Raw genomic sequence first — 24,095 nt, 5'->3', positions numbered from 1 at the left:
AAAAATAAACACTCGCAGCTTCTTTTTGGCAATTATTTTTGATATTGAGGAAGGTGATTCATGGAATGCACAGTGAGCTGGACCGGCCCCCCTGTGGGCACGGACGCAATAACAAGTTCTGGCTCGGCCATGAGTTTTCTGGCAACGACGGGCAGCGGCCATACGCTGGTGATGGACGGCGCGCCTGACCCCGTCAAGCCGGAAAATGGCGGCGCTAACCTGGCACCACGCCCCATGGAAACCGTGCTGGCCGGCACCGGCGGCTGTACCGCCTATGACGTGGTGCTGATACTCAAACGTGGTCGGCACGATGTCCGCGGTTGCACGGTCAGGTTGACGTCGGAACGGGCCGAAACCGACCCCAAGGTGTTCACCAAAATCCACATGCATTTTGTTGTCACCGGACGCAGCATTGCGGCAAGCGCGGTGGAGCGCGCGATTGCGATGAGCCATGACAAATACTGCTCGGCGACCATCATGCTCGGCGAAACCGCTGACATCACCACCAGCTTTGAGCTGATCGAAGCCTGAGGCTGTTGAATCGGGCTCCAGCCCTTGTGGATAAATTGCAGGATGCTATCGAAAAGATAGCCGACTAGATGTGGTGTGCGGTGGTTGTCATGACCTTGGCCGCGGTCCGCATCAGCGCCCGGACAGGCGCGGGAAGCATAAACGCCCCGGCACTTTGCGCCTCCTGCGCATGGCGCGCTTCGTCGTCTTTCATTTGCGCCACGATGGCACGTGAAGCATGGTCGCCTGCGGGCAGGCGTTCCAGGTGGCTGGCCAGATGCGCTTCGACCTGGTGCTCGGTTTCCACCACGAAACCCAGGCTGACCCGATCGCCCAGGCGGCCCGCCAGCAAGCCCAGCCCGAAGGCGCCGGCGTACCACAGCGGGTTGAGCAGCGACGGCCGTGCACCCAGTTCCTCCAGCCGCTCCCGCGTCCAGGCCAGGTGGTCGCCTTCTTCCTTGCTTGCTTCCAGGAATTTCTCGCGCAAAACAGGGTTTCGCGTGCTCAGGGCCTGCGAGGCGTAAAGCGCCTGGGCGCATACCTCGCCGACATGGTTGACACGCATCAGCGCCCCTGCCAGCGCCTTGTCGGGAGCGCTCAGTTCCGTGCCTTGCCCGGGAAGGGTTGGGCAGGTCCGGCTCGCATGCGGTTTGGCAAACAGGGTACGCAGGGCGCTATCGGCGGCATTGAGCAGGGTGTCCATGGCGGTGTTTATGGTTTGTTCATTGGCGGGAATACCAGATGGAAGTCTATCCAGTCGCGCCTTGAGCTGAAGGACATCGCTTGTCGAGGGAGGCGTCCAGCGCGGTTATTGTGATTGGAAACAGCTACGCACCGCCGTCGACTGAATGCCCCGGGGCGTTCCTGGCGGGAAAGGTGGAAGAGTCAGCTCTCGCTAATCGGGCGGCGCCTCGCGTTCGGAGATTTCATGAGGCATCCTGTGTGGGGTTGGACTCGACTTATATGTAACAAGTACTACAAATTGCAGTATCTCCTCCCGGCGACGGACGGTCTTTCCAATGGATTGAAAGGTCGTCTTTCCGGTTGACGGTATTTGTTGCAGGGGTGCAACGGAAATGAATTTATCGGGCTAATTCCTTTGCGAAAGCTTCCGGCCTCTGGTGCAATACATACAACTTCCTAAATGGAGGTTGGCCCGGGGATCCAAAATCCTGGAGCCCTATGTTTAACCTTGGAGAAACTCGCAATGAAAAAATCCCTAGTCGCTTTGGCTATTCTGGCTGCTGCCGGCGTGGCTTCGGCCCAGTCTTCCGTGACCCTGTTCGGCGTTGTTGACGCTACTTACCAGCATGGTTCAGGCTCCGGTGTCGGTTCTTCCAGCAAAAGCCAGCTCGGCAACTCTGGTTACAACTCCAGCCGCATCGGTTTCCGTGGCACAGAAGACCTGGGCGGCGGTATGTCTGCTTCGTTCTGGCTTGAAGCCGGTATCAACAATGACGACGGCACAGGCGCTGCCAGCAACAGCAACAACCAGACTGTTGGTGCTTTCGTTCCTGCAACCGGTGCAAACGCACCTGTGCGCGCCGGTACACAAGGCCTGACTTTCAATCGTCGTTCGACCGTCAGCCTGGCCAGTGGCCTGGGTGAGCTGCGTCTGGGTCGTGACTACACACCTCAGTTCTGGAACCAGACCGTGTTTGATCCGTTCGGCACCAATGGCGTGGGTACTTCCCAAGCGCTCAGCGGTCTCGGCGGCAATACTGCTGTTCGTGCATCCAACAGCATTGGTTACTTCCTGCCAGGCAACCTGGGCGGCTTCTACGGCCAGTTCCAGCACTACCTCGGTGAGAACAACCAGACCGGTGTTGCTACTGAAGACGACGGCAAAGGTTCTGCAATTCGCCTCGGTTGGGCCAATGGTCCGATCAACGTTGCTGTGGCAACTTCCAGCACCAAGTATGCTTCGACTGCTACGACTGGCGACATCAAGTCGACCAACATCGGCGGTTCGTTCGACTTCGGCGTCGCTCAAGCCATGGCTTTGGTGACTCGCGACAAGGTTCAGTCCACTACCAATCAAACCGGCAAGGGCGCTTTGATCGGTGCTTTGGTTCCCCTGGGTGCTGGTCAGATCCGTGTGGCTTACTCCACCTACAAAACCGATGCTGCAACGACTCCCAAGTCCAAGAAAATCGCTCTGGGTTATGTGCACAACCTGTCCAAGCGTACCGCTCTGTACACCACGTTTGCTCGCGTGACCAACAGCGGTGGTGCTTCTTCTGCCCTGAACGGCGCCGTGACTGCAGCGAACGAGCGTTCGACCGGTTACGACTTCGGTATCAAGCACTCCTTCTAATGGCTGGCTGGCCCTGTGCCAGCTTCCATCAGAAAAGCTTAAAAGCCGCCTTCGGGCGGCTTTTTTTTATGGAATTGCAGATGGGGGCATGCGCGCCGCATTAAGGGAGTGTCAATGAAACAGGGTTGTGTGACGCGATGGCTGGGGGGGACTGCGGTTCTTGGGCTTCTGCTGCAATTGACGGCGTGTTCATCGCCGGCGTCAGCGCCTGAGCAGGTCGGTCCAGATTCGACTCCCTGGGCGGTGCTGTCAGCCGGTAATCAGCGCACGCCAGGCTGGCAGCATTACCTTTTCCCAAGCAAGTCTCCCAGCCAATTTCGTTACGTACAGAAGGACGGGCGTGCCGCGATGGCGGCGAACTCTGTATCTTCTGCCAGCATGTTGCGTCAGGTGATGCGGGTGGAGCCCGCGGAGCTGGCCGACCTGCGATTCTCGTGGAAAGTACCTGCGTTGATAGCGCATGCCGACATGGCCCTGCGCGATGCCGATGATTCGCCGGTGCGCATCCTGCTCATGTTCGAGGGTGATCGTAGCAAATTTTCCAGTAAAAATGCCATGCTGTCCGAATTGGCGCGCGCCCTGACAGGGGAAGAGTTGCCCTACGCAACCTTGATGTATGTGTGGTGCAATACGCGCGCTCCAGGTACGGTGATAGTCAATCCCCGGACCGACAGGGTACGCAAACTGGTGGTTGAATCGGGCACCGGCAACCTTCAGCAATGGATCGATTACAAGCGCGATATCCGCAAGGACTATGAAACAGCTTTTGGCGAAGCGCCGGGTGCACTTGTTGGCATTGGCATCATGACTGACAGCGACAACACACGCACCAGCACCCAGGCCTGGTATGGGCCTGTCACCCTTGGAACTGTTGCAAGAGTGCGCTAACCGGTGTTCTGGCTCAGGAGTTGCGAGCGTCTCATCCGCGCGCAAGCCCTGTACGCATCATGGACGTATTTCAGGGGAAACCCCTTGCGTGCCTCCTAGATCGCGGTTGTATATTTGTCCCTTCCTTTCGAGAGAGAGAAATCATGAAATTTCAACCCCTCCTGATAGCTGCTGGAGCGGCCGCAGTTCTGGCAACCGCGCCGGTCCTCGCCAAGACCTTCAAATGGCCCAGCGCGAGTGACATTCCGACCTTCGACATCCATTCACAAAACAATGCGCTGGGCAACGGCGTTCATGCGGCCGTCTACGATTCGCTGGTTTATTACAGCAGCCGCACTTTCAAGGTGGAGCCGCAATTGGCAACCGCCTGCTGACCGAGGCCTTGCAACTGTCCAATGACACGGTCTCGCACATTCCTTTGCACAACCAGATCATTCCATGGGCGATGAAGACGAACATTGACGTGGTGCATCGCGCCGACAACCGGCTCGACTGGCGCCTGATCAAGATCAATTGAAGTCGATGCAAAAAGAGGGCCCTCCGGGGCTCTTTTTCATGGTGTTTTCTTTAAGCCTAAAGGAAATCCCGGTATCGGCACAGTGCTTGCTCTGCTAGCATTGGCCCACTCTGAAAACCATACCCCGATGTTTGCATTTATTCTCCGTCGCCTGCTTCAGGCCGTGATCGTGATGGTTGCTGTGGCCTTTATTTCCTTCATGCTGTTCCAGTATGTGGGTGACCCCTTGGTGTCTCTCCTCGGGCAGGACGCAAAGCCCGACCAGATCGCAGCGCTGCGCGCCGATCTGGGGCTGGACAAGCCCTTTTTCGTGCAATTCGGCCACTTTTTGCTCAATGCCGTGCAGGGAGAGTTCGGTTTGAGTCTGCGCCAGGGTGCCAAGGTTTCCCGCCTGATTGCCGAACGCTTTCCCGCCACGCTGGAACTGGCGCTGGTGGCCGCGGCGATGGCGCTGGTGATTGGTGTTCCCATGGGTGTGTATGCGGCTCTGCGCCGCGGGACCTTTCTGAGCCAGGTACTGATGACGGTGTCCCTGCTGGGTGTCTCGCTCCCCACCTTCCTGATCGGGATCTTGCTGATTCTCTCTTTCTCGGTGGGCCTGGGCTGGTTTCCCAGTTTCGGGCGCGGTGATGTGGTGCAAATGGGCTGGTGGAGCAGCGGGTTGTTGACCGCCAAAGGCTGGCATCACATTGTCCTGCCGGCCGTGACGCTGGCCATTTTCCAGCTGACGCTGATCATGCGGCTGGTGCGTGCTGAAATGCTCGAAGTGCTGCGTACCGACTACATCAAGTTCGCGCGCGCGCGTGGGCTGTCCAACCGTGCCATCCATTTCGGGCATGCACTCAAGAACACCCTGGTGCCGGTACTCACCATCACTGGCCTGCAACTCGGAGGGCTGATCGCCTTCGCGATCATCACCGAAACCGTGTTTCAGTGGCCTGGCATGGGCTTGCTGTTCATCCAGGCCGTGACCTTTGCCGACATTCCCGTGATGGCGGCCTACCTGTGTCTGATCGCGCTGATCTTTGTGGTGATCAACCTGGTCGTTGATCTGCTCTACTTCGCCGTTGACCCGCGCCTGCGCATGGGCGGGGGAGGTCACTGATGCTCGCGCCCCGTCCCGCCGCAACACTGAAGGCCAGCGGTCGCGCTTTTGCGCAAATTTCCGAATTCCATCCAGAACTCACAGCCTTTCGCCGTGACCTGCATGCCCACCCGGAGCTCGGTTTCGAAGAGGTCTACACCGGCGCCCGTGTGAAGGAAGCGCTCGAGCGCTGCGGCGTGGATGAGATCCATGCCGGCATCGGCAAGACGGGACTGGTCGGGATCATCAAGGGCCGGCAAAGCAGCAGCGGCAAGATGATCGGCTTGCGGGCCGACATGGACGCGTTGCTGATGACCGAACACAATGACTTTGCCTGGAAATCCTCGCGTTCCGGCCTGATGCACGGCTGCGGCCACGACGGGCACACGGCGATGCTGGTGGGCGCGGCGCGTTATCTGGCCGCCACACGCAATTTCGACGGCACGGCCGTGCTGATTTTCCAGCCCGGCGAAGAAGGTTTTGCCGGCGCCCGCGTCATGATTGAAGACGGTTTGTTCGACCGTTTTCCGGTGCAGGCCGTGTATGGCATGCACAACTGGCCGTCCATGAAACCCGGCACGGTGGGAATCAACGCCGGCCCCATGATGGCGGCTGCTGACAGGATCACCATCGACATCACCGGGCGAGGCGGGCATGGCGCCCACGCCTACATGACGGTGGATCCGGTACTGGTGGCCGGGCACATCATCACGGCGGTGCAAAGCATCGTTTCGCGCAACGTCAAGCCCAATGACAGCGCCGTGATCAGCCTGTGTGCGATGCACGCAGGCGACCTGGGCGCCATGAGTGTGGTACCGGGCAAGGCCACGCTGGTGGGCACGGTCCGCACCTTCAGTCCTGACGTGCAGGACATGGTAGAGAAACGCCTTCATGAGTTGTGCGGTGCAATTGCCCTGGGTTTCGGTGCCACCGCCTCCGTGAACTACGAGCGTATTTACCCCGCCACCATCAATTCGGACAAGGAAGCCATATTTGCAGGAGACGTGGCCGAAGCCCTGCTGGGTGCGGACCATGTGGTGCGCGATATGGAGCCCAGCATGGGCGCGGAAGATTTTTCCTTCATGCTGCAGGTCAAGCCCGGTGCCTACATGCGTATCGGCCAGGGAGCCGAGAACGGTATCGGCAGCTGTTTCCTGCACAACAGCCGCTACGATTTCAACGACGACATTTTGCCGCTGGGCGCTGCATTGCATGCAGGCCTGGCTGAGCAGTTCATGCCTCTTTCCACGACGCGCTAAACACCTTTGTTCAACAGGAGAAACCTATGATTTTCAAGAAAAAATCCGCTTTTGCCTTAGTAGGTACTGCACTTGCTGCTACTACTTTCGTAGCGTCGGCAGTGACTTTGCGGGTTGGCAACCAGGGGGATGCCCAGTCACTGGATCCGCATTCGCTCAATGAATCCCTGCAACTGACGGTGGTGGGCAATGTTTACGAGCCGCTGGTCACGCGCGACCGCAACTACAAGCTGGCACCTGCGCTGGCCACCGACTGGAAGCAGACCTCGCCCACCGTCTGGCGTTTCAACCTGCGCAAGGGTGTCGAGTTCCATGACGGAACGCCGTTCACCGCCGATGACGTGATCTTCAGCTATGAGCGCGCCAAGGGCGACGGCTCCGACATGAAAAGTTATGTCGGCCAGATCAAGGAAATCAAGAAGATCGATGCGCACACCATCGACTTCGTGCTGAACAACCCCTTTCCTATCCTGCCCGAGCTGTTCACCCAGTGGCACATGATGAGCAAGAAGTGGTGCGAAACCAACCAGGCCACCAAGCCGGTGGACCGGCGCAAGGGCATTGAAAACGCCGCATCCTTCCGCGCCAACGGTACCGGCCCTTTCCGCGTGCGCGAGCGCCAGCCCAACGTGAGGACGACCTTCTCACGCAGTGGCAACTACTGGGGCAAGATCGACGGCAACGTGGATGAGGTCATTTTCAACGTGATTGGCAACGACAGCACCCGTGTGGCCGCTTTGTTGTCCGGCGAGGTTGACGTGATGGAGCCGGTGCCGGTGCAGGACGTCGCCCGGATCCAGGCGAACACCACTCTCAAGGTGTTGCAGGGCCCCGAATTGCGCGTGATTTTCCTGGGCATGGACCAGAAGCGCGACGAGCTGCTGTTTTCCAGCGTCAAGGGCAAAAACCCGTTCAAGGACAAACGTGTCCGCCAGGCCTTTTACCAGGCCATCGACATCGAGGCCATCAAGAACCGCGTGATGCGCGGTGCAGCGACACCGATGGCGCTGCTGCTTCCGCCACAGGTCAAGGGCTTTGCGCCCGACCTGGCCAAGCGCCTGCCGTTTGACCTGGAAGCTGCCAAGAAGCTGATGGCTGACGCCGGTTACGGCGCAGGGTTCGAGCTCAAGATGAATTGCCCGAACGACCGCTACGTGAACGACGGCGAGATCTGCCAGGCCGTGGCCGCCAACCTGTCGCGCATCGGGGTCAAGATCAACCTCGAAGCCGAAACCAAAAACAACTACTTCCCGAAAATCCTGCGCCGCGACACCAGCTTCTACATGCTGGGCTGGACGGCCAGCACGGTGGATGCGCACAACGTGCTTTACCCCATCATGTCCACACCGGGCGAAGGTGGCCGCGGCCAGTTCAATCTGGGCTCCTACAGCAACGCCCGGGTCGATGAACTTACCAACCTGGTGGCATCCGAAACCGACGACAAGAAACGCAACGAGATGATCCGCGAAGCGCTCAAGATCCACCAGGACGACGTGGGCCATTTGCCGCTGCACCAGCAGGCGATCAACTGGGCCGCCAAAAAGAACATTGAGCTTGTGCAGTGGCCCGACAACGGCATGCCCTGGAAATTTGTCAAACTCAATAAGTAAATCCGGTTGATGAAAAGCGCGCTATCCCGATTGTGGGATGGCGACGTCGGCTACAGCTTTCGCACCTCTCCGGTGGCGATGGCTGCAGCTGCAGTCGCCCTGATCTGCATCTTCTGTTCGGTGTTTGCGGGCTTCGTGGCTCCGCACAATCCGTTTGACCTCACCACGCTCGAACTCAGTGATGCGCGCCTGCCTCCGGCCTGGTCGGCAGAGGGTTCCAGCAAATACCTGCTGGGCACTGATGACCAGGGCCGTGACATCCTGTCGGCGCTGATGTACGGTGCCCGCGTTTCCCTGGCCGTCGGCTTTGCTTCGGTGGTTCTATCGGTCGTGTTCGGTGTCGGCCTGGGTCTGTTGGCCGGGTTTTATGGCGGCTGGATTGATTCGGCCCTGATGCGCCTGTGCGACGTGATGCTGTCTTTTCCGGCCATTCTGGTGGCCTTGCTGATTGCCGGTGTCGGCCGCGCGTTGTTTCCCCATGCGCAGGATTCACTCGCCCTGGGGGTCCTGATCATCTCGATCACGCTCACAGGCTGGGTGCAATACGCCAGGACGGTGCGCGGCTCGACCCTGGTCGAGCGCAACAAGGAATATGTGCAGGCCGCACGCGTGACGGGCGTTGCGCCCATGCGCATCATGCGCCGCCATGTGTTGCCCAATGTCATGGGCCCGGTCCTGGTGCTGGCAACCATCCAGGTGGCCACGGCCATCATCACCGAAGCCACTCTGTCTTTCCTGGGTGTGGGCGCGCCGCCCACATCACCTTCGCTGGGCACGCTGATCCGCATCGGCAACGACTACCTGTTTTCCGGCGAATGGTGGATCACCGTGTTTCCCGGCCTGATGCTGGTGGCGATTTCGCTCAGCGTCAATCTGCTGGGCGACTGGCTGCGCGATGCGCTCAATCCCAGACTAAGATGACACCCCCGAAGCAGCCTGCGGCCGCCACCCCCTCGAGGGGGCGCCACCAGCGGCCCGGCAAAGCCGGTTCCGCGGTGTCCGCTTGAACAGAACCTACCGGCCCAATCAATGAGTCTTTTACAAGTCAAGAACCTGATCGTCGAGTTCCCCGGCCGGCGCGGCACGCTGCGGGCGCTGGACGATATTTCCTTTGATATCGCGCCGGGTGAAATCCTGGGCGTGGTCGGAGAGTCGGGCGCCGGCAAGTCGCTGACCGGCGCTGCCATCATCGGCTTGCTGGAGCCGCCCGGCCGTATCGGCGGCGGGCAGATCATGCTCGAAGGGGAGCGTATCGACAACCTGCCTTACGAGCAGATGCGTCATATCCGTGGCCGCAAGATAGGCGCGATCTTCCAGGACCCGCTCACTTCGCTGAACCCGCTGTACACCGTGGGGCGGCAACTGATCGAAACCATCCAGACCCATCTGCCGGTGAGCAACGTGGAAGCGCGCCAGCGCGCCATTGCCTTGCTGCAGGATACCGGCATTCCAGCGGCCGAGCAGCGCATCGAGCACTTCCCGCACCAGTTTTCGGGTGGCATGCGCCAGCGCGTGGTCATTGCCCTGGCCCTGGCCGCCGAGCCCAAGCTGATCGTCGCCGACGAACCCACAACGGCGCTCGATGTGTCCATCCAGGCGCAGATCATCATGCTGCTCAAGAACATCTGCAAGAAGCGCGGCGCCGCCGTCATGCTGATCACCCACGACATGGGCGTGATCGCCGAGACCTGTGACCGCGTGGCCGTGATGTACGCAGGGCGCATTGCCGAAATCGGCCCCGTGCACGAGGTCATCAATCACCCGGCTCATCCCTATACCGCCGGCCTGATGGCTGCAATTCCCGACATCACCCTGGACCGCGAACGACTCAACCAGATTGATGGTGCCATGCCCCGCCTGAACGCCATCCCGACAGGATGCGCCTACAACCCGCGTTGCCCCAAGGTGTTCGACCGTTGCCGGCAGGACAGGCCAGATCTGTTGCCTGCCGGGGCCACGCGCGCTGCCTGTTGGCTGCATGACGCCCACCCCGGAGTTGCAGCATGAGCATCCCGGCACCACTGGTTCAGGCCAACGACCTCGCCAAAACCTTTGACGTATCGCCACCCTGGCTGAACCGGGTGCTCGAAGGCAAACCAAGGCTGATGCTGAACGCCGTTGACGGTGTCAGCTTCGAGATCGAAAAAGGCAAGACACTGGCCCTGGTTGGAGAGTCGGGTTGCGGCAAGAGTACGGTGGCCCGCCTGCTGGTGGGCTTGTACGAGCCGACGCGCGGCGGCCTGACCTTCGACGGAAAAGATGCCCATGCAGCGTTCAGGACGCCGCAGGGCCGGCAGCTGCGCCGCCGCATCCAGATGATTTTCCAGGACCCCTACGCGAGCCTGAACCCGCGCTGGATCGTCGAAGACATCGTGGGGGAACCGCTCCGGGAACACGGCCTGATCACGAACGAAGCTGAACTCAAGGCGCGGGTGGGCGAGCTGCTCAAGTCGGTGGGCCTGTCGCCGCTGGACATGGTCAAGTACCCGCACCAGTTTTCCGGAGGCCAGCGTCAACGCATCTCGATTGCCCGGGCGCTCGCCACCGAACCGGAATTCCTGGTTTGCGACGAGCCGACCTCGGCACTGGATGTCAGCGTGCAGGCGCAGGTGCTCAACATCATGAAAGACCTGCAGCGCGAGCGCGGGCTGACCTACCTGTTCATCTCGCACAACCTGGCGGTGGTGCGCCATGTCAGCGACCAGGTGGGCGTGATGTACCTGGGGCGCCTGGTTGAACTGGCCGACAAGCAGACGCTGTTTGCCGCGCCAAGGCATCCCTATACGCGCATGCTGCTGGACGCCATTCCGAAAATGCACGACATCGGCCGGGACCGTACACCGGTGCAGGGCGAAGTGCCCAACCCCCTGAGCCCGCCGACCGGCTGCACCTTCCATCCGCGCTGCCCGCATGTCAATGACCGCTGCCGTGTTGAACGGCCGCAGCTCCTGAGCATCCAGGGCGTGAAGATTGCCTGCCATGCAGTGGAAGAAGGGCGCATCTAGCTGCTACTGTTTTTGTAGCTGCTCGCGCCCGTCTGGAAAGGGCTGGAGGTTGTTTATATATTGTAAAAAAGGCCTGCGGGCCTTTTTTACATGGCAGGCTCAGGCGTAACGCTTGCTGCGCAGGTTGTTCTTCATTTCCTTGAGCAGGGGCTGCAGCTTGTCTCCGCCGATACGCAGGGCCACCGTGGTCGCCAGGATGTCGATGATCATCAGATGCAGCAGGCGGGACACCATGGGGCTGTAGCGGTCGTAGCCTTCCGGATGATCTGCGGCCAGGTGGATATGGCCGGCGGCAGCCAGCGGCGAGCCGCTGGCGGTGATGACGATGGTGGTGGCGCCTTTTTTGCGAGCGATGTCGCAGGCATCCATCAGGTCGCGTGTCCGCCCCGAGTTGGAGATGATCACCACGCAGTCGCCCGGCTTGAGCAGCGAAGCGCTCATGACCTGCAGGTGGCCGTCACTGTAGGCGATGGCATGCACCCCGAGGCGAAAGAACTTGTGCTGAGCATCCTGCGCGACGATGCCGGAGTTCCCGACACCGAAAAATTCGATGCGCTGCCCGTTCCTGTAGGCGGAAACCAGCGCCAGCGCCGCCTTTTCAATGAGCGCCGGGCTGGCGTCATTGCGGTACTTCAGGAAGGCGGCCACCGTGTTGTCGATCACCTTGACCAGCACGTCGCCGGTCTTGTCATCGGTATCGACGCTGCGGTGGATAAAAGGCACGCCTTCGCTGACGTTGCCGGCCAGTTTCAGCTTGAAGTCCGACAGCCCGTCATAACCGACGCTGCGGCAAAAGCGGATCACCGTCGGTTTGCTAACCCGCGCGCGCGCGGCCAGTTCGGTCACCGGCAGGTTGGCAAAAGCACGTGCGTCACTGAGCACCAGATGCGCCACACGCTGTTCGGCCGGAGCCAGCGAAGGCAGGCAGGCCTTGATGCGATCAAGCACGGGATAAGCTCCAAACGTCGCGAACTACGTTCCCGATGGTGTATTCCAAGCAGGGGCCGCGGGTCCGGCTTTGCCGGCCCGCGGGCGCAGCGGCTCCCTCGGGGGGCAGCGCAGTACGCGAAGCGACAAGCGTGGGGGTCAAGACTCTTCGCTCCACCAATGGTTGTCCCGCGCAATCATCGCGCTCGACGCGCTAGGCCCCCAGGTGCCCGCCGTATAGGGCCGCGGCCCATCCGCATCGTGTTGCCAGGCGTCCAGGACAGGCTCGACCCAGCGCCAGGCTTCTTCCTGCTCGTCACTGCGCACAAACAGGTTCAAGCGGCCGTCGATCACGTCCAGCAGCAGACGTTCATAGGCGCCGACACGTTCAGTACCAAAACGTTTGTCGAAGTCCAGGTCGAGCTGGACCGGTGCCAGGGTCTGGCTGGCTGCGCGGCTGCCTTGCCGGTTGTCCTGGCCTTGCGCCAGCAGGTGCAGCTCCAGCCCGTCCTTGGGCTGCAGGTTGATCACCAGCCGGTTGCCGGCTCCCTGCGGTGACTTGAAAATGGCGTGCGGTGTCGGACGGAAATTCACTTCGATGTGCGCATCGCGATCGGCCAGGCGTTTGCCGGTCCGGATGTAAAACGGCACGCCGGCCCAGCGCCAGTTGGCGATCTCTGCGCGCAAGGAGACGAAGGTTTCGGTCCGGCTGTCCGGGTTGACGCCGGTTTCCTGCAGGTAGCCGGGGACAGCTTCGCCGTTGATGTTGCCTGCGGTGTACTGGCCGCGAATCACGTGTTGTTTCAGTGTTTCGGGTGTCCAGGCCTTGAGCGAACGCAGCACCTTGAGTTTCTCGTCGCGTATCGCATCGGCATGCGCATTGATTGGGGGCTCCATGCCGATTGCGCAGAGCAGCTGCAGCGCATGGTTTTGCACCATGTCGCGCAGCGCGCCGGTGTTGTCGTAAAAAGCGCCGCGTTTTTCGACGCCGAGTTCCTCGGCAATCGTGATCTGGATGTTGGCAATCGTCTCGCGACGCCACAGCGGCTCGAACAGCGAGTTGCCAAAACGCAGCGCAAACAGGTTTTGCACCGAAGGCTTGCCCAGGTAATGGTCAATTCGGAAGATCTGCTTTTCCGGCAGCACGCGCAGCACGGCTTCGTTGATGGCGCGGTTCGAGGCGAGGTCGTGGCCCAGCGGCTTTTCCAGCACCACGCGGGTTTGCGGTCCATTGAGTCCGACGGCCGCCATGTTTTCGCAAATGGCCTTGAACAGCGTGGGCGCGGTGGCCAGGTACATCACCACGGTGTCGGCTTGGCGCTCCTTGAGCATGGAGGCCAGCTGCGCATAGTCGGCTGGGCCGGACAGGTCCATGCGCAGGTAGTGCAGCAGCGCGGCGAAACGCTCGAATTCGTCACCGGTGGGGCGCTTGGCGAGCTCCACGCTGTCAAAACGTGAGCGGATCAGCTCACGGTACTGGGCGTCACTCATTGCATCGCGGCCCACACCCACGATACGGCCGTCTTTGGGCAGTGAGCCGTGACGAAAGGCCTGGAACAACGCGGGCATCAGTTTGCGCCAGGTGAGGTCGCCGGTACCGCCAAACAGGACCAGATCAAAGCTCATGTTTTCCTTTCCAGGCCGTCATGTAATAAAGTTTCACGTATTGTTGCCATAATGGTAACTCATACGGGCTTTGGTCTTACAGTGCCACGGCCGGGGCCAATTTACACTTTCACCACCATGAACCAACTCGAAGCCCTCAAACAGTTCACCACCGTGGTGGCCGACACCGGCGATTTCAGGCAGCTCGACGCCTACAAGCCGCAGGACGCGACCACGAACCCCTCGCTGATTCTCAAGGCCGTGCAAAAGCCCGACTACCAGCCACTGCTGCTTGACACCGTGGCGAAATTCCGCGGTTGTGCGCTGGATGAAACCATGGACCGGCTGCTGGTGCGGTTTGGTTGCGAAATCCTGTCCATCATTCCAGGCCGCGTTTCGACCGAGGTCGATGCGCGCCTGAGCTTTGACAGCAACGCGACCTTCACACGCGGCGAACGCCTCATTGAGCTGTACCAGGCCGAAGGCATCCATATCGATCGGGTATTGATCAAGGTGGCCGCGACCTGGGAGGGCATCGAAGCCGCGCGCCGGCTCGAGGACCGCGGCATCCACACCAACCTCACGCTGCTGTTTTCCTTTTGCCAGGCCGTCGCCTGTGGGCAGGCCGGCGTGCAACTGATTTCCCCTTTCGTCGGGCGCATTTACGACTGGTACAAAAAGTCGGCCGGCGCTGCCTGGGACGAGAGCGCCCATGCCGGCGCCAATGACCCCGGCGTGCAGTCGGTGCGCGAGATCTACAACCACTACAAACACTTCGGCATCCCCACCGAGGTCATGGGAGCGAGTTTTCGCAACCTGGGGCAGATCACCGCTCTGGCCGGCTGCGACTTGCTGACCATCAGCCCCGAGCTCCTGGGCCAGCTGGCTGCCAGCAGTGCGCCGCTGGAGCGCGCGCTGGATGCCAAGGCGGCCCAGGCGCTGGATTTGCCGGCGGTCAATTTTGACGAAGTGACTTTCCGCTATGCGCTCAACGAAGATGCCATGGCCACTGAAAAGCTGGCTGAAGGCATACGTGCTTTCGCCGCAGATGCGGTGAAACTTGAACAGTTGATGCTGGCTGCATGAGTGCTCCCGCTACCTTCCGTTGCCACCAGACGGCTGCCTGGGCGGGACTGCAGGCCTGTTTTGATGCCTCCGGGAAAACCTTCGACCTGCGCGAAGCGTTTGCCGCCAATCCCCGGCGCTTCTCGGATTTCAGCCAGGATGCGCCGCATGTCTTTGCCGACCTGTCCAAGAACCTGATCAACGCGTCCGTCCAGGCCCTGTTGCTGGACCTGGCGCACCAGTGTGGCCTGGAGCAACACCGGGACGCCATGTTTGCCGGCGAGAAGATCAACCGCACGGAAGACCGTGCCGTCATGCATTTTTTATTGAGAAATCCGCCTCGGGCCCAGGTAGATCGGGCGCAAGCAGCTACTGAAAAGATAGCAAATGAGCTTTCCCTGGTGCATGAAACCCTGGCCGCCATGCTGACCTATGCGGAACAGGTGCGCGTGGACGGCGCCATCACCGACATCGTCAACATCGGCATTGGCGGCTCCGACCTGGGCCCGCAAATGGCGGTGCTGGCGCTGGAAGAGTTCCGGCTCCCAGGCAAGCGCCTGCACTTTGTTTCCAATGTTGACGGCCATGAGCTGGCCGGTGTGCTTGCGCAGCTCCAACCGCAGAACACATTGTTCCTGATTGCCTCCAAGACCTTCACGACCACCGAAACCATGACCAACGCCGTGTCGGCGAAACTCTGGTTCGAGGCGCAGGGCGGCAAGGACATCGCACGGCACTTCGCGGCGCTGACGACCAATGTCGCAGCAGCCAACGCGTTCGGCATCAGCACCACCTTTGGTTTCTGGGACTGGGTGGGCGGGCGCTATTCGCTGTGGTCGGCCATCGGCCTGCCGCTGGCGATTGCCATCGGCGCACAGGGCTTCCGGGATTTTTTGGCCGGAGCGCACGCCATGGACGAGCATTTTCGCAGCGCGCCGCTGGAGCGCAATTTGCCGGTGCGCCTGGGCCTGCTCGATGTCTGGTACCGCAACTTTCACGGTTTCACCAGCCGCAGTATCGCGCCCTACAGCAGCGCCCTGCGCCGCCTCCCGGCCTACCTGCAGCAACTGGAGATGGAGAGCAACGGCAAACGCGTGGATGTGAATGGGCAGGCGCTTCCCTTCGCCACGGCGCCTGTCCTCTGGGGCGAACCGGGTACCAACGGCCAGCATGCCTATTTCCAGATGCTGCATCAGGGCACGGACGTGGTGCCGGTGGAGTTTGTCGCAGTCAAAAAAGCCGGCCATGGCTTGCCCGGCCACCATGAGAAGCTGCTGGCCAATGTCCTGGCCCAGGCTCAGGCCCTGATGCTGGGCAAGCATGACGCGGGCGGCCACAAGCACTTCCCCGGCAACCGTCCGAGCACCTTCCTGCTGCTGGATGAACTGACACCCGCCAGCCTGGGTTCGTTGATTGCCCTGCAGGAACACCGTGTCTTTGTCAGCGGCGCCATTTGGGGCATCAACAGTTTTGACCAGTGGGGCGTCGAGCTTGGCAAGGTGCTGGCCAGGGATATAGAAGCCAGGCTGGCGACGGGTGATGACACAGGGCTGGACGGGTCGACTTCCGGACTGTTGCAAAAGATCATTTCCGGCTGATTTCCGGTCGGCTTTGTGCAGTATTTCATTGCGGGTGCGTGGAATTCCATGGTCAACTGCCTGTACTGACCTGACTACCTTTGCGACCCATGCCGACCCACCCCGCGCGCGTCTTCCGCCGCCTCCGTTCTTCTTCAAGCCTGCCGGCATTCCCCGCACAACGTTTCAGCGGCTTCGCCATGGTATGGCTGGCCATGAGCCTCATGGCGGGGTGCGCCACACACGTGGGCCAGGATGCGGATGTGGATGATGCCGAGCCGGTTTCCCAAGGCGGAACGCTGGGGCCAGCGCTTGGCGTGAGCGGTACCCCTTGGGCGAAGCTGAGCATTCCTGCAAAAACCGGTGGTCGCAAGGCGGATGACCTCGCCTGGGAGATTTTCCGGGTGCCGGGTAAGCAACCCACCAGCTACAGCCACGTCCGGCACGAAGGCCGTGACGCGGTGCGCGCCGTGGCCGATGCCACCGGCAGCATCCTGCGGCACCGCCGGCGTATTGAGCCCGTCGATCTGGGTCGCATCAGTTTTTCGTGGAACGTGCCTTCGTCCGGGGCTGGCGCCAACACGGCACTTGCAGAGCTGGACGATGTGCCTGTGCGCGTGGTTCTGGCTTTCGAAGGCGATCGCTCGCGCTTTTCCCTCAAGAATTCCCTGCTGTCGGAGTTGAGCCTCATGCTGACCGGCGAAGAGTTGCCCTTTGCCACGCTGATCTATGCCTGGTCGCGCGTGAACAAATCGGGTGATGTCGTGATGAACGACCGCACCGACCGCATTCGCAAACTCATCGTGAATTCGGGCGACCAGGGCTACAACCAATGGCTCAGTTACGAGCGGGACATCCGGGCGGACTACCGCAAGGCCTTTGGTGAAGAGCCTGGTGCCCTGCTGAGCTTCGCAGTTTTTACCGAGGGTGAAAGAAACAAGGGCCAGCTGCAGGCTTTTTACGGTCCACTGAAACTCTTGCCTGCTCCCGAGGCAGGGCAAACCGCGGCGACGGTTCTACCGCAAGGGGAAGGCGGGGTGGATTTCTCTCAACTCCAGGCCGGGCAGGGGCGCTGACCTTCCTGACGGCGCGGCTTGCAAAGGGCTGCTTGACTTATCATGGCGCGGGGGAATTTGCCCTTGCACACTCCTGAGGAGGAGAACAACATGAACTTCGGCCAAGCCATCTCGACCTGCTTTTCCAAGTACGCCACGTTTTCAGGGCGCGCATCGCGTCCTGAATTCTGGTGGTTCTTACTGTTCCAGATCCTGGTCTCCATCGTCACATCGTTTCTTGGCGAGCTGATCAACGGCTTGGCGGCCCTGGCGCTGCTGCTGCCGGCACTGGCTGTCGGTGCACGACGGTTGCATGACATCGGCAAGAGCGGCTGGTGGCAGCTCATCATGCTCACCGTTATTGGTGTGCTGGTGCTGATTTACTGGTGGGTTCAGCCCAGCAGCGAAGGTGGCAGCGAGTACGACGCCGGATCAACCTGATTTCAAACGCGCATGAAAAAACCCGCAGGGCGTGAGCCCTGCGGGTTTTTTGTTTGTTGTCCGGATGCCCGGACGGCGTAGCGAGCAGGTGCCAGGCTAGGTGGACGGAGCGCAGGAACCGGAGCGTACCTTGGGGTACGTGAGGATTTCGAGCACCGCCCAACGACGCATGGCGCCTGCGCAGTAGCCGGATTACATGCCCATGTCGCCCATGCCGCCCATACCACCCATGCCGCCAGGCATGCCACCGCCGGCGCCGGACTCGTCTTTCGGAGCCTCGGCAACCATGCATTCGGTCGTCAGCATCAGCGACGACACGGACGCTGCGTTTTGCAGGGCAGTGCGGGTTACCTTGGTGGGGTCCAGGATACCCATGTCGATCATGTCGCCATAGGTGCTGTTGGCGGCGTTGTAGCCGTAGTTGCCTTTGCCAGCCAGCACTGCATTGACCACAACGCTTGGCTCTTCGCCGGCGTTGGAGACGATGATGCGCAGCGGCTCTTCGATGGCGCGCAGGATCAGCTTGATGCCGGCGTCCTGGTCAGGGTTGTCGCCCTTGATGGTGCCTGCAGCCTGTTTGGCGCGCAGCAGTGCCACGCCGCCACCGGCCACAATGCCTTCTTCCACGGCAGCGCGGGTCGCGTGCAATGCGTCTTCGACGCGGGCTTTCTTTTCTTTCATCTCGACTTCGGTGGCAGCGCCGACCTTGATCACGGCAACACCGCCGGCCAGCTTGGCCACGCGCTCTTGCAGTTTTTCGCGGTCATAGTCGCTGGTCGCTTCTTCGATCTGGACACGGACCTGCTTGACGCGGGCTTCGATGTCAGCAGCTGCGCCGGCGCCGTCGATGATGATGGTGTTTTCCTTGCCCACTTCGATGCGTTTGGCCTGGCCGAGGTCGGCCAGCGTCACTTTTTCGAGGGTCAGGCCGACTTCTTCAGCAATCACCTTGCCGCCGGTCAGGGTGGCGATGTCTTCCAGCATGGCTTTGCGGCGGTCGCCGAAACCAGGGGCCTTGACAGCCACAACCTTCAGGATGCCGCGGATGGTGTTGACCACCAGCGTGGCCAGGGCCTCGCCTTCGACGTCTTCCGAGATGATCAGCAGCGGACGGCTGGACTTGGCAACTTGCTCAAGCGTAGGCAGCAGGTCGCGGATGTTGCTGATTTTCTTGTCGTAGAGCAGCACAAACGGGTTGTCCAGGATCGCGGACTGCTTTTCCGGGTTGTTGATGAAGTAGGGCGACAGGTAGCCGCGGTCAAACTGCATGCCTTCAACCACGTCGAGTTCGCTGTTCAGCGACTTGCCGTCTTCAACGGTAATAACGCCTTCTTTGCCGACCTTGTCCATCGCTTCAGCGATGATCTTGCCGACTTCTTCGTCGCTGTTGGCGGAAATGGTGCCGACCTGGGCAATTTCCTTGCTGGTGGTGGTGGGCTTGGACGCTTTTTTCAGCTCTTCGACCAGGGCTGTCACAGCCTTGTCGATGCCGCGCTTCAGGTCCATCGGGTTCATGCCGGCGGCGACATATTTCATGCCTTCGCGGACGATGGCTTGTGCCAGAACGGTAGCGGTTGTGGTGCCGTCACCAGCGATGTCGGAGGTCTTGGAAGCCACTTCCTTGACCATCTGCGCGCCCATGTTCTGCAGCTTGTCCTTGAGTTCGATTTCTTTCGCGACGGACACACCGTCCTTGGTCACGGTGGGGGCGCCGAAAGAGCGCTCGAGCACCACGTTACGGCCTTTGGGGCCCAGGGTAACCTTGACTGCGTTGGCCAGGATGTTCACACCCTCGACCATGCGTGCGCGGGCTTCGCCGCCGAAAATGACGTCTTTTGCTGCCATGTTTATTTCTCCAGATTCAGTTAATTAGGGTTGCGGTAGGTATGCGAGAACTTACTTCTCAACTACTGCGAACAGGTCGTCTTCTTTCATGACCAGCAGTTCGTCGCCATCGACCTTGACGGTCTGGCCGCTGTATTTGCCGAACAGAACGCGGTCGCCGACCTTGACGGCCATGGCGCTGAGTTCGCCCTTGTCGTTTTTCTTGCCGGGGCCGACGGCCAGCACTTCGCCCTGATCAGGCTTTTCTGCGGCGCTGTCAGGAATGACAATGCCGGAGGCGGTTTTGGTTTCGTTTTCAACGCGTTTGACGATCACGCGGTCGTGCAGGGGACGAAGTTTCATGAGAGCTCCTGTTTTAAAACAATGGTTTTAGGATCAAAAAGCACCGCGTGAAGCGCGGTACCTGTGAACTGGCTGGCGTGAGGTGACTATTGTTAGCACTCAATACCATCGAGTGCTAATCATAAGGCCGTTTCAGGGTAGTTTCAAGCGGCCCGAGGCAAAACAGTCCCGGAAGAGCAAAAGGAGGTTCCCTGAGCCTTTTGCTGAGACTTGGCGGTGGTGAGTGTGTAGCGCCTCCCTGACTGTCCTACAAAGCTTTCGTCCAAATCTGACACAGGGTCTTGCTCGGGGTGCTTAGGCTTGCAGTTTCAATACCGCCATGAAGCGGGACCCCTCCAAGGAAAAGCGATGAATCAATTCAGCATGGATCTGGCCAGTCACCCCGCGCTCCGGATGGACAGCCGGCTTGGGACGGGCGACAAAATCAGGAGCGCAGGATCACCCATGGGCGTGGTCCGTTCAGCCTGGCCATTTCTGGTCAAGGCCCAGCGTAAACCTGAGCCCGCTGAAACGGGCAACACGGATACCTGTTCAGGATTCGTCAGTTGAGATCCGGTTTCATACAGGGCAAACATCATGCATGACGTCAGCGTAGGACAGGCCGACGGCCGCGACGACAATGAAAACGAGGTCCAGAAAGACCGGACCCTGAACAAGACCTTCGGCGAAGAGGGTACAAACAAAACCCAGCCCAAGCCGAACCCGCATGCCAAACCCTCGGATGTACCGAGTGGCGGCAAACATATAGAACCTTCTCCTTTTACCCGTCGTTAGTCGGGGGTGGGGGGCACAAAAAAGCCACCGTGACGGTGGCTTTTTTCCCGCTTGGCGTTGGGAAACCGTGACGCCGCCGCCGCGGCCCGTTATGTCTTTGTCTGGCTTATTTGAGCCCTGCAGCTGCCCGCAAGGTGGCAGTCTTGTCCGTCTTTTCCCATGTAAATTCCGGCTCGTCACGACCGAAGTGGCCGTAAGCAGCAGTCTTTTCATAGATGGGTCGCAGCAGGTCCAGCATCTGGATGATGCCTTTCGGACGCAGGTCAAAGTGCTCGTTGACCAAGGCCGAGAGTTTTTCGTCGGACATCACGCCCGTGCCTTCGGTGTACACCGTGACGTTCATCGGGCGTGCCACGCCGATCGCGTAGGCTACCTGGATCTGGCACTGGCGCGCCAGGCCGGCAGCCACTATGTTTTTGGCCACATAACGGGCGGCGTAAGCGGCCGAGCGGTCCACTTTCGAGGGGTCCTTGCCTGAGAATGCACCGCCACCGTGCGGGCAGGCGCCGCCATAGGTGTCCACAATGATCTTGCGGCCGGTCAGGCCACAGTCGCCCTGCGGGCCGCCGATGACGAAGCGGCCGGTGGGATTGATCAGGTACTTGGTGTCCTTGAGCCATTCCTTGGGTAGCACCGGCTTGATGATTTCTTCAATGATGGCTTCGATGAACGAGGCCTTCATCTTGTGCGGTGTTTCACTCTGGTCGGGGCTGTGCTGGGAGGAGAGCACAACGGTGTCGATGCTGTGCGGCTTGCCGTCCACGTAGCGCATGGTGACCTGGCTTTTTGCGTCCGGACGCAGGAAGGGCAGACGGCCATCCTTTCGCAACTGGGCCTGGCGCTCCACCAGGCGGTGGGCGTAATAAATCGGCGCTGGCATCAGCTCCGGCGTTTCGTCGCAGGCGTAGCCGAACATCAGGCCCTGGTCGCCGGCGCCGGTGTTCAGGTGGTCGTCGGACGCATGGTCCACGCCCTGGGCGATGTCGTTGCTCTGCTTGTCGTAGGCAACCAGCACCGCGCAACCCTTGTAGTCGATGCCGTATTCGGTGTTGTCGTAGCCGATGCGCTTGATGGTGTCGCGTGCGATCTGGATGTAGTCCACATGCGCATTGGTGGTGATTTCACCGGCCAGCACCACCAGACCGGTGTTGGTCAGGGTCTCGGCGGCCACGCGCGAAAGCGGGTCCTGTTTGAAGATGGCATCGAGGATGGCATCGGAGATCTGGTCAGCGACCTTGTCGGGATGGCCTTCGGAGACGGATTCGGAAGTAAAGAGAAAATCGTTCGCCATTGCGTACACTCCATGAAGTTAGTCGGCGCGTTGCCGGCTTGGGGTGCTTCGGCGAACGCTTTAGCAGTTTGGTTTAATGTCGCCCTGCAAGTTGTTCAGTAACTCGGCGACAGTGCCCATTATATCGTGTTGCCCCGTCGGTGGGCAGCATCAGCCTTGTCATGATCCTGCTGTTTCGTTTTTTCTCTCATTGGCCCTTGCGCGCCCTGCATGCGCTGGGCGCGGCCCTGGGTCGACTGGTCTGGCTGCTGAGTCCGGCGTACCGCAGGCAGTTCCGAGCCAACGTGGCGCAGGCCGGCATAACATTTGAGGCGGCCCGGCCGGCGATTGCCGAAGCCGGCCGTTTTGTCGCCGAACTGCCCAAGCTGTGGATGCGGCCGCCCACGGTATCCTGTCTGGGCAACGTGCAGGTCGAAGGCCAAGCCCACGCTGAGGCGGCGTTTGCCCGCGGCAGGGGGGTTATTTTTTTCGGGCCGCATTGCGGAAGCTTCGAGCTCGGTCCGCAGGCGTTGGCTGAGCTGTATGGGCCGATCACCGCGATTTACCGGCCGGCCCGCAAGGCCTGGTTGGCCAGGCTGGAGCAGATCGCCCGCAACCGCCTGAACCTGAGCGTGGTGCCGGCCAGCTTGAGCGGCATACGCCTGATGCTGAAAACCCTGAAAAGCAACCAGGCCGTGGCGTTGCTGACCGATCAGGTACCGCCTGAAGGCCAGGGCGTGTGGGCTCCCTTCTTCGGCAAACCCGCTTACACCATGACGCTGGCTGCGCGGCTGGCCCTGCAAAGTGGCGCGGCCGTATTGCCGGTCAGTTGCGAACGCCTGGCGCGCGGCCGGGGTTATTTCCTCAAGATCTGGCCACCGCTGACGGTACTGGACAGCCTGTCCAAGTCCGACATGCTGCCGGCGGTGACGGTCATCAACGAGGCGATCGAAGCCATCGTGCTGAGCCAGCCGGGCCAGTACCTGTGGGCCTATGCGCGCTACAAGCAGCCGCGCCAGCAGCCCAATGATGAGGGCGTGGTTTGAGGACGCCGCGCCAATGGCTTGGCCGCCTGGTCACCCGAACCGGCATCCGCCTGATGCAGGTGCTGGCGTTATTTCCGTTGCCCCTGGCGCGGGCGCTCGGTGTGGCCCTGGGTTGGGTGTTGTATGGCCTGGTCGGGGCGCGCCGGCGCGTCGTGCAAACGAATCTGCAGCTGTGTTTTCCCTCACTCGGCGAGGCCGAACGGCGCAGGCTGACCCAGCAGACCTTTGTGTATTTTGCGCAGGCCTGGCTGGATCGCGCCTGGCTGTGGCACGCGCCGCAGGCCTGGGTGCAGCGGCGCGTGCGGTTGACCGGCGCGGTGCACGAACTCGCCGGCGGCGACCCCACGGTGATCTTCCTGCCGCATTTTGTCGGCCTCGATGCGGCCTGGGCCGCCGCCGCCCTGCATTCGCCGCGCCAGTCGACCACCATTTACACCGACCAGTCGAACAAGCTGGTGGACCGCTGGATACTGCGCGGCCGGCAGCGTTTTGGCCACCTGCGCCTGTTCGGACGGGCCGACGGCGTCAAGCCCATCGTGACGGCCTTGCGCGAAGGGCAGCCGCTGTACCTGCTGCCCGACATGGACTTCGGTCCCGACGATTCCGTGTTTGTGCCGTTTTACGGTTTGCCGACGGCGACCGTGCCTTCGCTTTCCCGCTTCGCCCGCCTGGGCCGTGCCAAGGTGGTGCCGCTGGTGCCGCGCCTCACGCCCTGGGGCTACGAGGTGGAGGTTCTGCCGGCCTGGACCCACTTTCCGTCGGAGGATCCGGTGGCGGATACCGCCTTCATGAATACCCAGTTGCAGGCCTACATCGACACCATGCCGGCGCAGTACTACTGGGTGCACAAACGGTTCAAGACCCGGCCGGAAGAACAGCCCTCGCTCTACTAGGCCGAATTCGCCCGGACTGACAGGTATTTTCGGGCTCCAGCCCTTGTGGGGCAAGCGCAGTCGGC

General features: G+C 60.9%; 25 protein-coding genes and 1 other RNA gene. 19 read left to right on the top strand and 7 right to left on the bottom strand.

Translation table 11 applies throughout. The features are described from left to right. Positions 1-60: 60 nt before the first annotated feature. Positions 61-531 carry an OsmC family protein gene (locus tag WA904_RS03985; RefSeq protein WP_425195822.1) on the top strand — a complete coding sequence of 157 codons (471 nt, stop codon included), beginning with the start codon at positions 61-63 and terminating at the stop codon, positions 529-531. A gap of 64 nt (positions 532-595) precedes the next feature. On the opposite strand, the gene coq7 is transcribed toward WA904_RS03985, so the two are convergent. Next, a complete protein-coding gene (gene coq7, locus WA904_RS03980) occupies positions 596-1,213 on the bottom strand; it encodes a 2-polyprenyl-3-methyl-6-methoxy-1,4-benzoquinone monooxygenase (RefSeq protein WP_425195821.1) in 618 nt (205 codons plus the stop codon). Between the two features lie 504 nt (positions 1,214-1,717). Here coq7 and WA904_RS03975 point away from each other — a divergent pair. The 10 genes from WA904_RS03975 (at position 1,718) to WA904_RS03930 (ending at position 11,190) form a co-directional block, all read left to right on the top strand. Next, positions 1,718-2,827, top strand: a complete 1,110-nt coding sequence (locus WA904_RS03975; RefSeq protein WP_425195820.1) for a porin — start codon at positions 1,718-1,720, stop codon at positions 2,825-2,827. A gap of 114 nt (positions 2,828-2,941) precedes the next feature. Then, positions 2,942-3,715 (top strand): DUF3047 domain-containing protein, encoded by a 774-nt coding sequence (locus WA904_RS03970; protein ID WP_425195819.1) that lies wholly within the window; start codon positions 2,942-2,944, stop codon positions 3,713-3,715. A gap of 143 nt (positions 3,716-3,858) precedes the next feature. Beyond that, positions 3,859-4,089 (top strand): hypothetical protein, encoded by a 231-nt coding sequence (locus tag WA904_RS03965; protein ID WP_425195818.1) that lies wholly within the window; start codon positions 3,859-3,861, stop codon positions 4,087-4,089. 8 nt (positions 4,090-4,097) lie between these two features. Further along, positions 4,098-4,232, top strand: coding sequence for a hypothetical protein (locus tag WA904_RS03960; protein ID WP_425195817.1), 135 nt, complete (start codon positions 4,098-4,100; stop codon positions 4,230-4,232). Between the two features lie 127 nt (positions 4,233-4,359). Further along, positions 4,360-5,337: an ABC transporter permease gene (locus WA904_RS03955; RefSeq protein WP_425195816.1), complete on the top strand. Its 978-nt coding sequence runs from the start codon at positions 4,360-4,362 to the stop codon at positions 5,335-5,337. Then, positions 5,337-6,575, top strand: a complete 1,239-nt coding sequence (locus tag WA904_RS03950; RefSeq protein WP_425195815.1) for a M20 aminoacylase family protein — start codon at positions 5,337-5,339, stop codon at positions 6,573-6,575. Before WA904_RS03955 ends, WA904_RS03950 begins: the two co-directional genes overlap by 1 nt. A gap of 26 nt (positions 6,576-6,601) precedes the next feature. Further along, the gene (locus WA904_RS03945; RefSeq protein WP_425195814.1) at positions 6,602-8,185 is read left to right on the top strand and encodes an ABC transporter substrate-binding protein; all 1,584 of its coding nucleotides are present in this window, start codon (positions 6,602-6,604) and stop codon (positions 8,183-8,185) included. 9 nt (positions 8,186-8,194) lie between these two features. Further along, a complete protein-coding gene (locus tag WA904_RS03940) occupies positions 8,195-9,106 on the top strand; it encodes an ABC transporter permease (protein WP_425195813.1) in 912 nt (303 codons plus the stop codon). 108 nt (positions 9,107-9,214) lie between these two features. After that, positions 9,215-10,192: an ABC transporter ATP-binding protein gene (locus WA904_RS03935; protein ID WP_425195812.1), complete on the top strand. Its 978-nt coding sequence runs from the start codon at positions 9,215-9,217 to the stop codon at positions 10,190-10,192. After that, positions 10,189-11,190 (top strand): ABC transporter ATP-binding protein, encoded by a 1,002-nt coding sequence (locus tag WA904_RS03930; RefSeq protein WP_425195811.1) that lies wholly within the window; start codon positions 10,189-10,191, stop codon positions 11,188-11,190. The genes WA904_RS03935 and WA904_RS03930 overlap by 4 nt, the downstream gene beginning before the upstream one ends. A 99-nt stretch (positions 11,191-11,289) precedes the next feature. Here WA904_RS03930 and WA904_RS03925 read toward each other — a convergent pair whose 3' ends face one another. Both WA904_RS03925 and zwf read right to left on the bottom strand, forming a co-directional pair. Continuing rightward, positions 11,290-12,138, bottom strand: coding sequence for a MurR/RpiR family transcriptional regulator (locus WA904_RS03925; RefSeq protein ID WP_425195810.1), 849 nt, complete (start codon positions 12,136-12,138; stop codon positions 11,290-11,292). A 138-nt stretch (positions 12,139-12,276) separates the two neighbouring features. After that, a complete protein-coding gene (zwf, locus tag WA904_RS03920) occupies positions 12,277-13,743 on the bottom strand; it encodes a glucose-6-phosphate dehydrogenase (RefSeq protein WP_425195809.1) in 1,467 nt (488 codons plus the stop codon). Positions 13,744-13,860: 117 nt separating this feature from the next. Between zwf and tal the strand changes: the two genes are divergently transcribed. From tal to WA904_RS03900, 4 genes are all read left to right on the top strand, one after another. Beyond that, positions 13,861-14,808 (top strand): transaldolase, encoded by a 948-nt coding sequence (tal, locus tag WA904_RS03915; RefSeq protein WP_425195808.1) that lies wholly within the window; start codon positions 13,861-13,863, stop codon positions 14,806-14,808. After that, positions 14,805-16,385, top strand: coding sequence for a glucose-6-phosphate isomerase (gene pgi, locus WA904_RS03910; RefSeq protein WP_425195807.1), 1,581 nt, complete (start codon positions 14,805-14,807; stop codon positions 16,383-16,385). Before tal ends, pgi begins: the two co-directional genes overlap by 4 nt. An 89-nt stretch (positions 16,386-16,474) precedes the next feature. Then, on the top strand, positions 16,475-17,440 hold the full coding sequence (locus WA904_RS03905) for a DUF3047 domain-containing protein (protein ID WP_425195806.1): 966 nt from the start codon (positions 16,475-16,477) through the stop codon (positions 17,438-17,440). 90 nt (positions 17,441-17,530) lie between these two features. After that, positions 17,531-17,860: a DUF805 domain-containing protein gene (locus WA904_RS03900; protein ID WP_425195805.1), complete on the top strand. Its 330-nt coding sequence runs from the start codon at positions 17,531-17,533 to the stop codon at positions 17,858-17,860. Positions 17,861-17,925: 65 nt separating this feature from the next. Here WA904_RS03900 and WA904_RS03895 read toward each other — a convergent pair. The 3 genes from WA904_RS03895 to groES form a co-directional block, all read right to left on the bottom strand. Then, positions 17,926-18,001: non-coding RNA, sX9 sRNA (locus WA904_RS03895), on the bottom strand. 51 nt (positions 18,002-18,052) lie between these two features. Then, positions 18,053-19,705, bottom strand: a complete 1,653-nt coding sequence (gene groL / locus WA904_RS03890; RefSeq protein WP_077594067.1) for a chaperonin GroEL — start codon at positions 19,703-19,705, stop codon at positions 18,053-18,055. A gap of 51 nt (positions 19,706-19,756) precedes the next feature. Beyond that, complete coding sequence (groES, locus tag WA904_RS03885) at positions 19,757-20,047, bottom strand: co-chaperone GroES (RefSeq protein ID WP_114968917.1); 291 nt, start codon at positions 20,045-20,047, stop codon at positions 19,757-19,759. A gap of 348 nt (positions 20,048-20,395) precedes the next feature. On the opposite strand from groES, the gene WA904_RS03880 reads away from it, so the two are divergent. Then, positions 20,396-20,596, top strand: coding sequence for a hypothetical protein (locus tag WA904_RS03880; RefSeq protein WP_425195804.1), 201 nt, complete (start codon positions 20,396-20,398; stop codon positions 20,594-20,596). A 27-nt stretch (positions 20,597-20,623) separates the two neighbouring features. Further along, positions 20,624-20,821, top strand: coding sequence for a hypothetical protein (locus WA904_RS03875; protein ID WP_425195803.1), 198 nt, complete (start codon positions 20,624-20,626; stop codon positions 20,819-20,821). Between the two features lie 106 nt (positions 20,822-20,927). Here WA904_RS03875 and metK read toward each other — a convergent pair whose 3' ends face one another. Continuing rightward, complete coding sequence (metK, locus tag WA904_RS03870) at positions 20,928-22,112, bottom strand: methionine adenosyltransferase (RefSeq protein ID WP_425195802.1); 1,185 nt, start codon at positions 22,110-22,112, stop codon at positions 20,928-20,930. 149 nt (positions 22,113-22,261) lie between these two features. Between metK and WA904_RS03865 the strand changes: the two genes are divergently transcribed. Both WA904_RS03865 and WA904_RS03860 read left to right on the top strand, forming a co-directional pair. After that, on the top strand, positions 22,262-23,137 hold the full coding sequence (locus WA904_RS03865) for a lysophospholipid acyltransferase family protein (RefSeq protein WP_425195848.1): 876 nt from the start codon (positions 22,262-22,264) through the stop codon (positions 23,135-23,137). After that, positions 23,134-24,030, top strand: a complete 897-nt coding sequence (locus tag WA904_RS03860) for a lysophospholipid acyltransferase family protein (protein WP_425195801.1) — start codon at positions 23,134-23,136, stop codon at positions 24,028-24,030. The genes WA904_RS03865 and WA904_RS03860 overlap by 4 nt, the downstream gene beginning before the upstream one ends. Positions 24,031-24,095: the final 65 nt, after the last annotated feature.

It is taken from the genome of Polaromonas sp., assembly GCF_049790275.1.
Taxonomy (GTDB): Bacteria; Pseudomonadota; Gammaproteobacteria; order Burkholderiales; family Burkholderiaceae_C; genus Polaromonas.
Note: the sequence above shows the minus strand (reverse complement) of the source record. Positions and strands in the feature narration are given on the sequence as shown.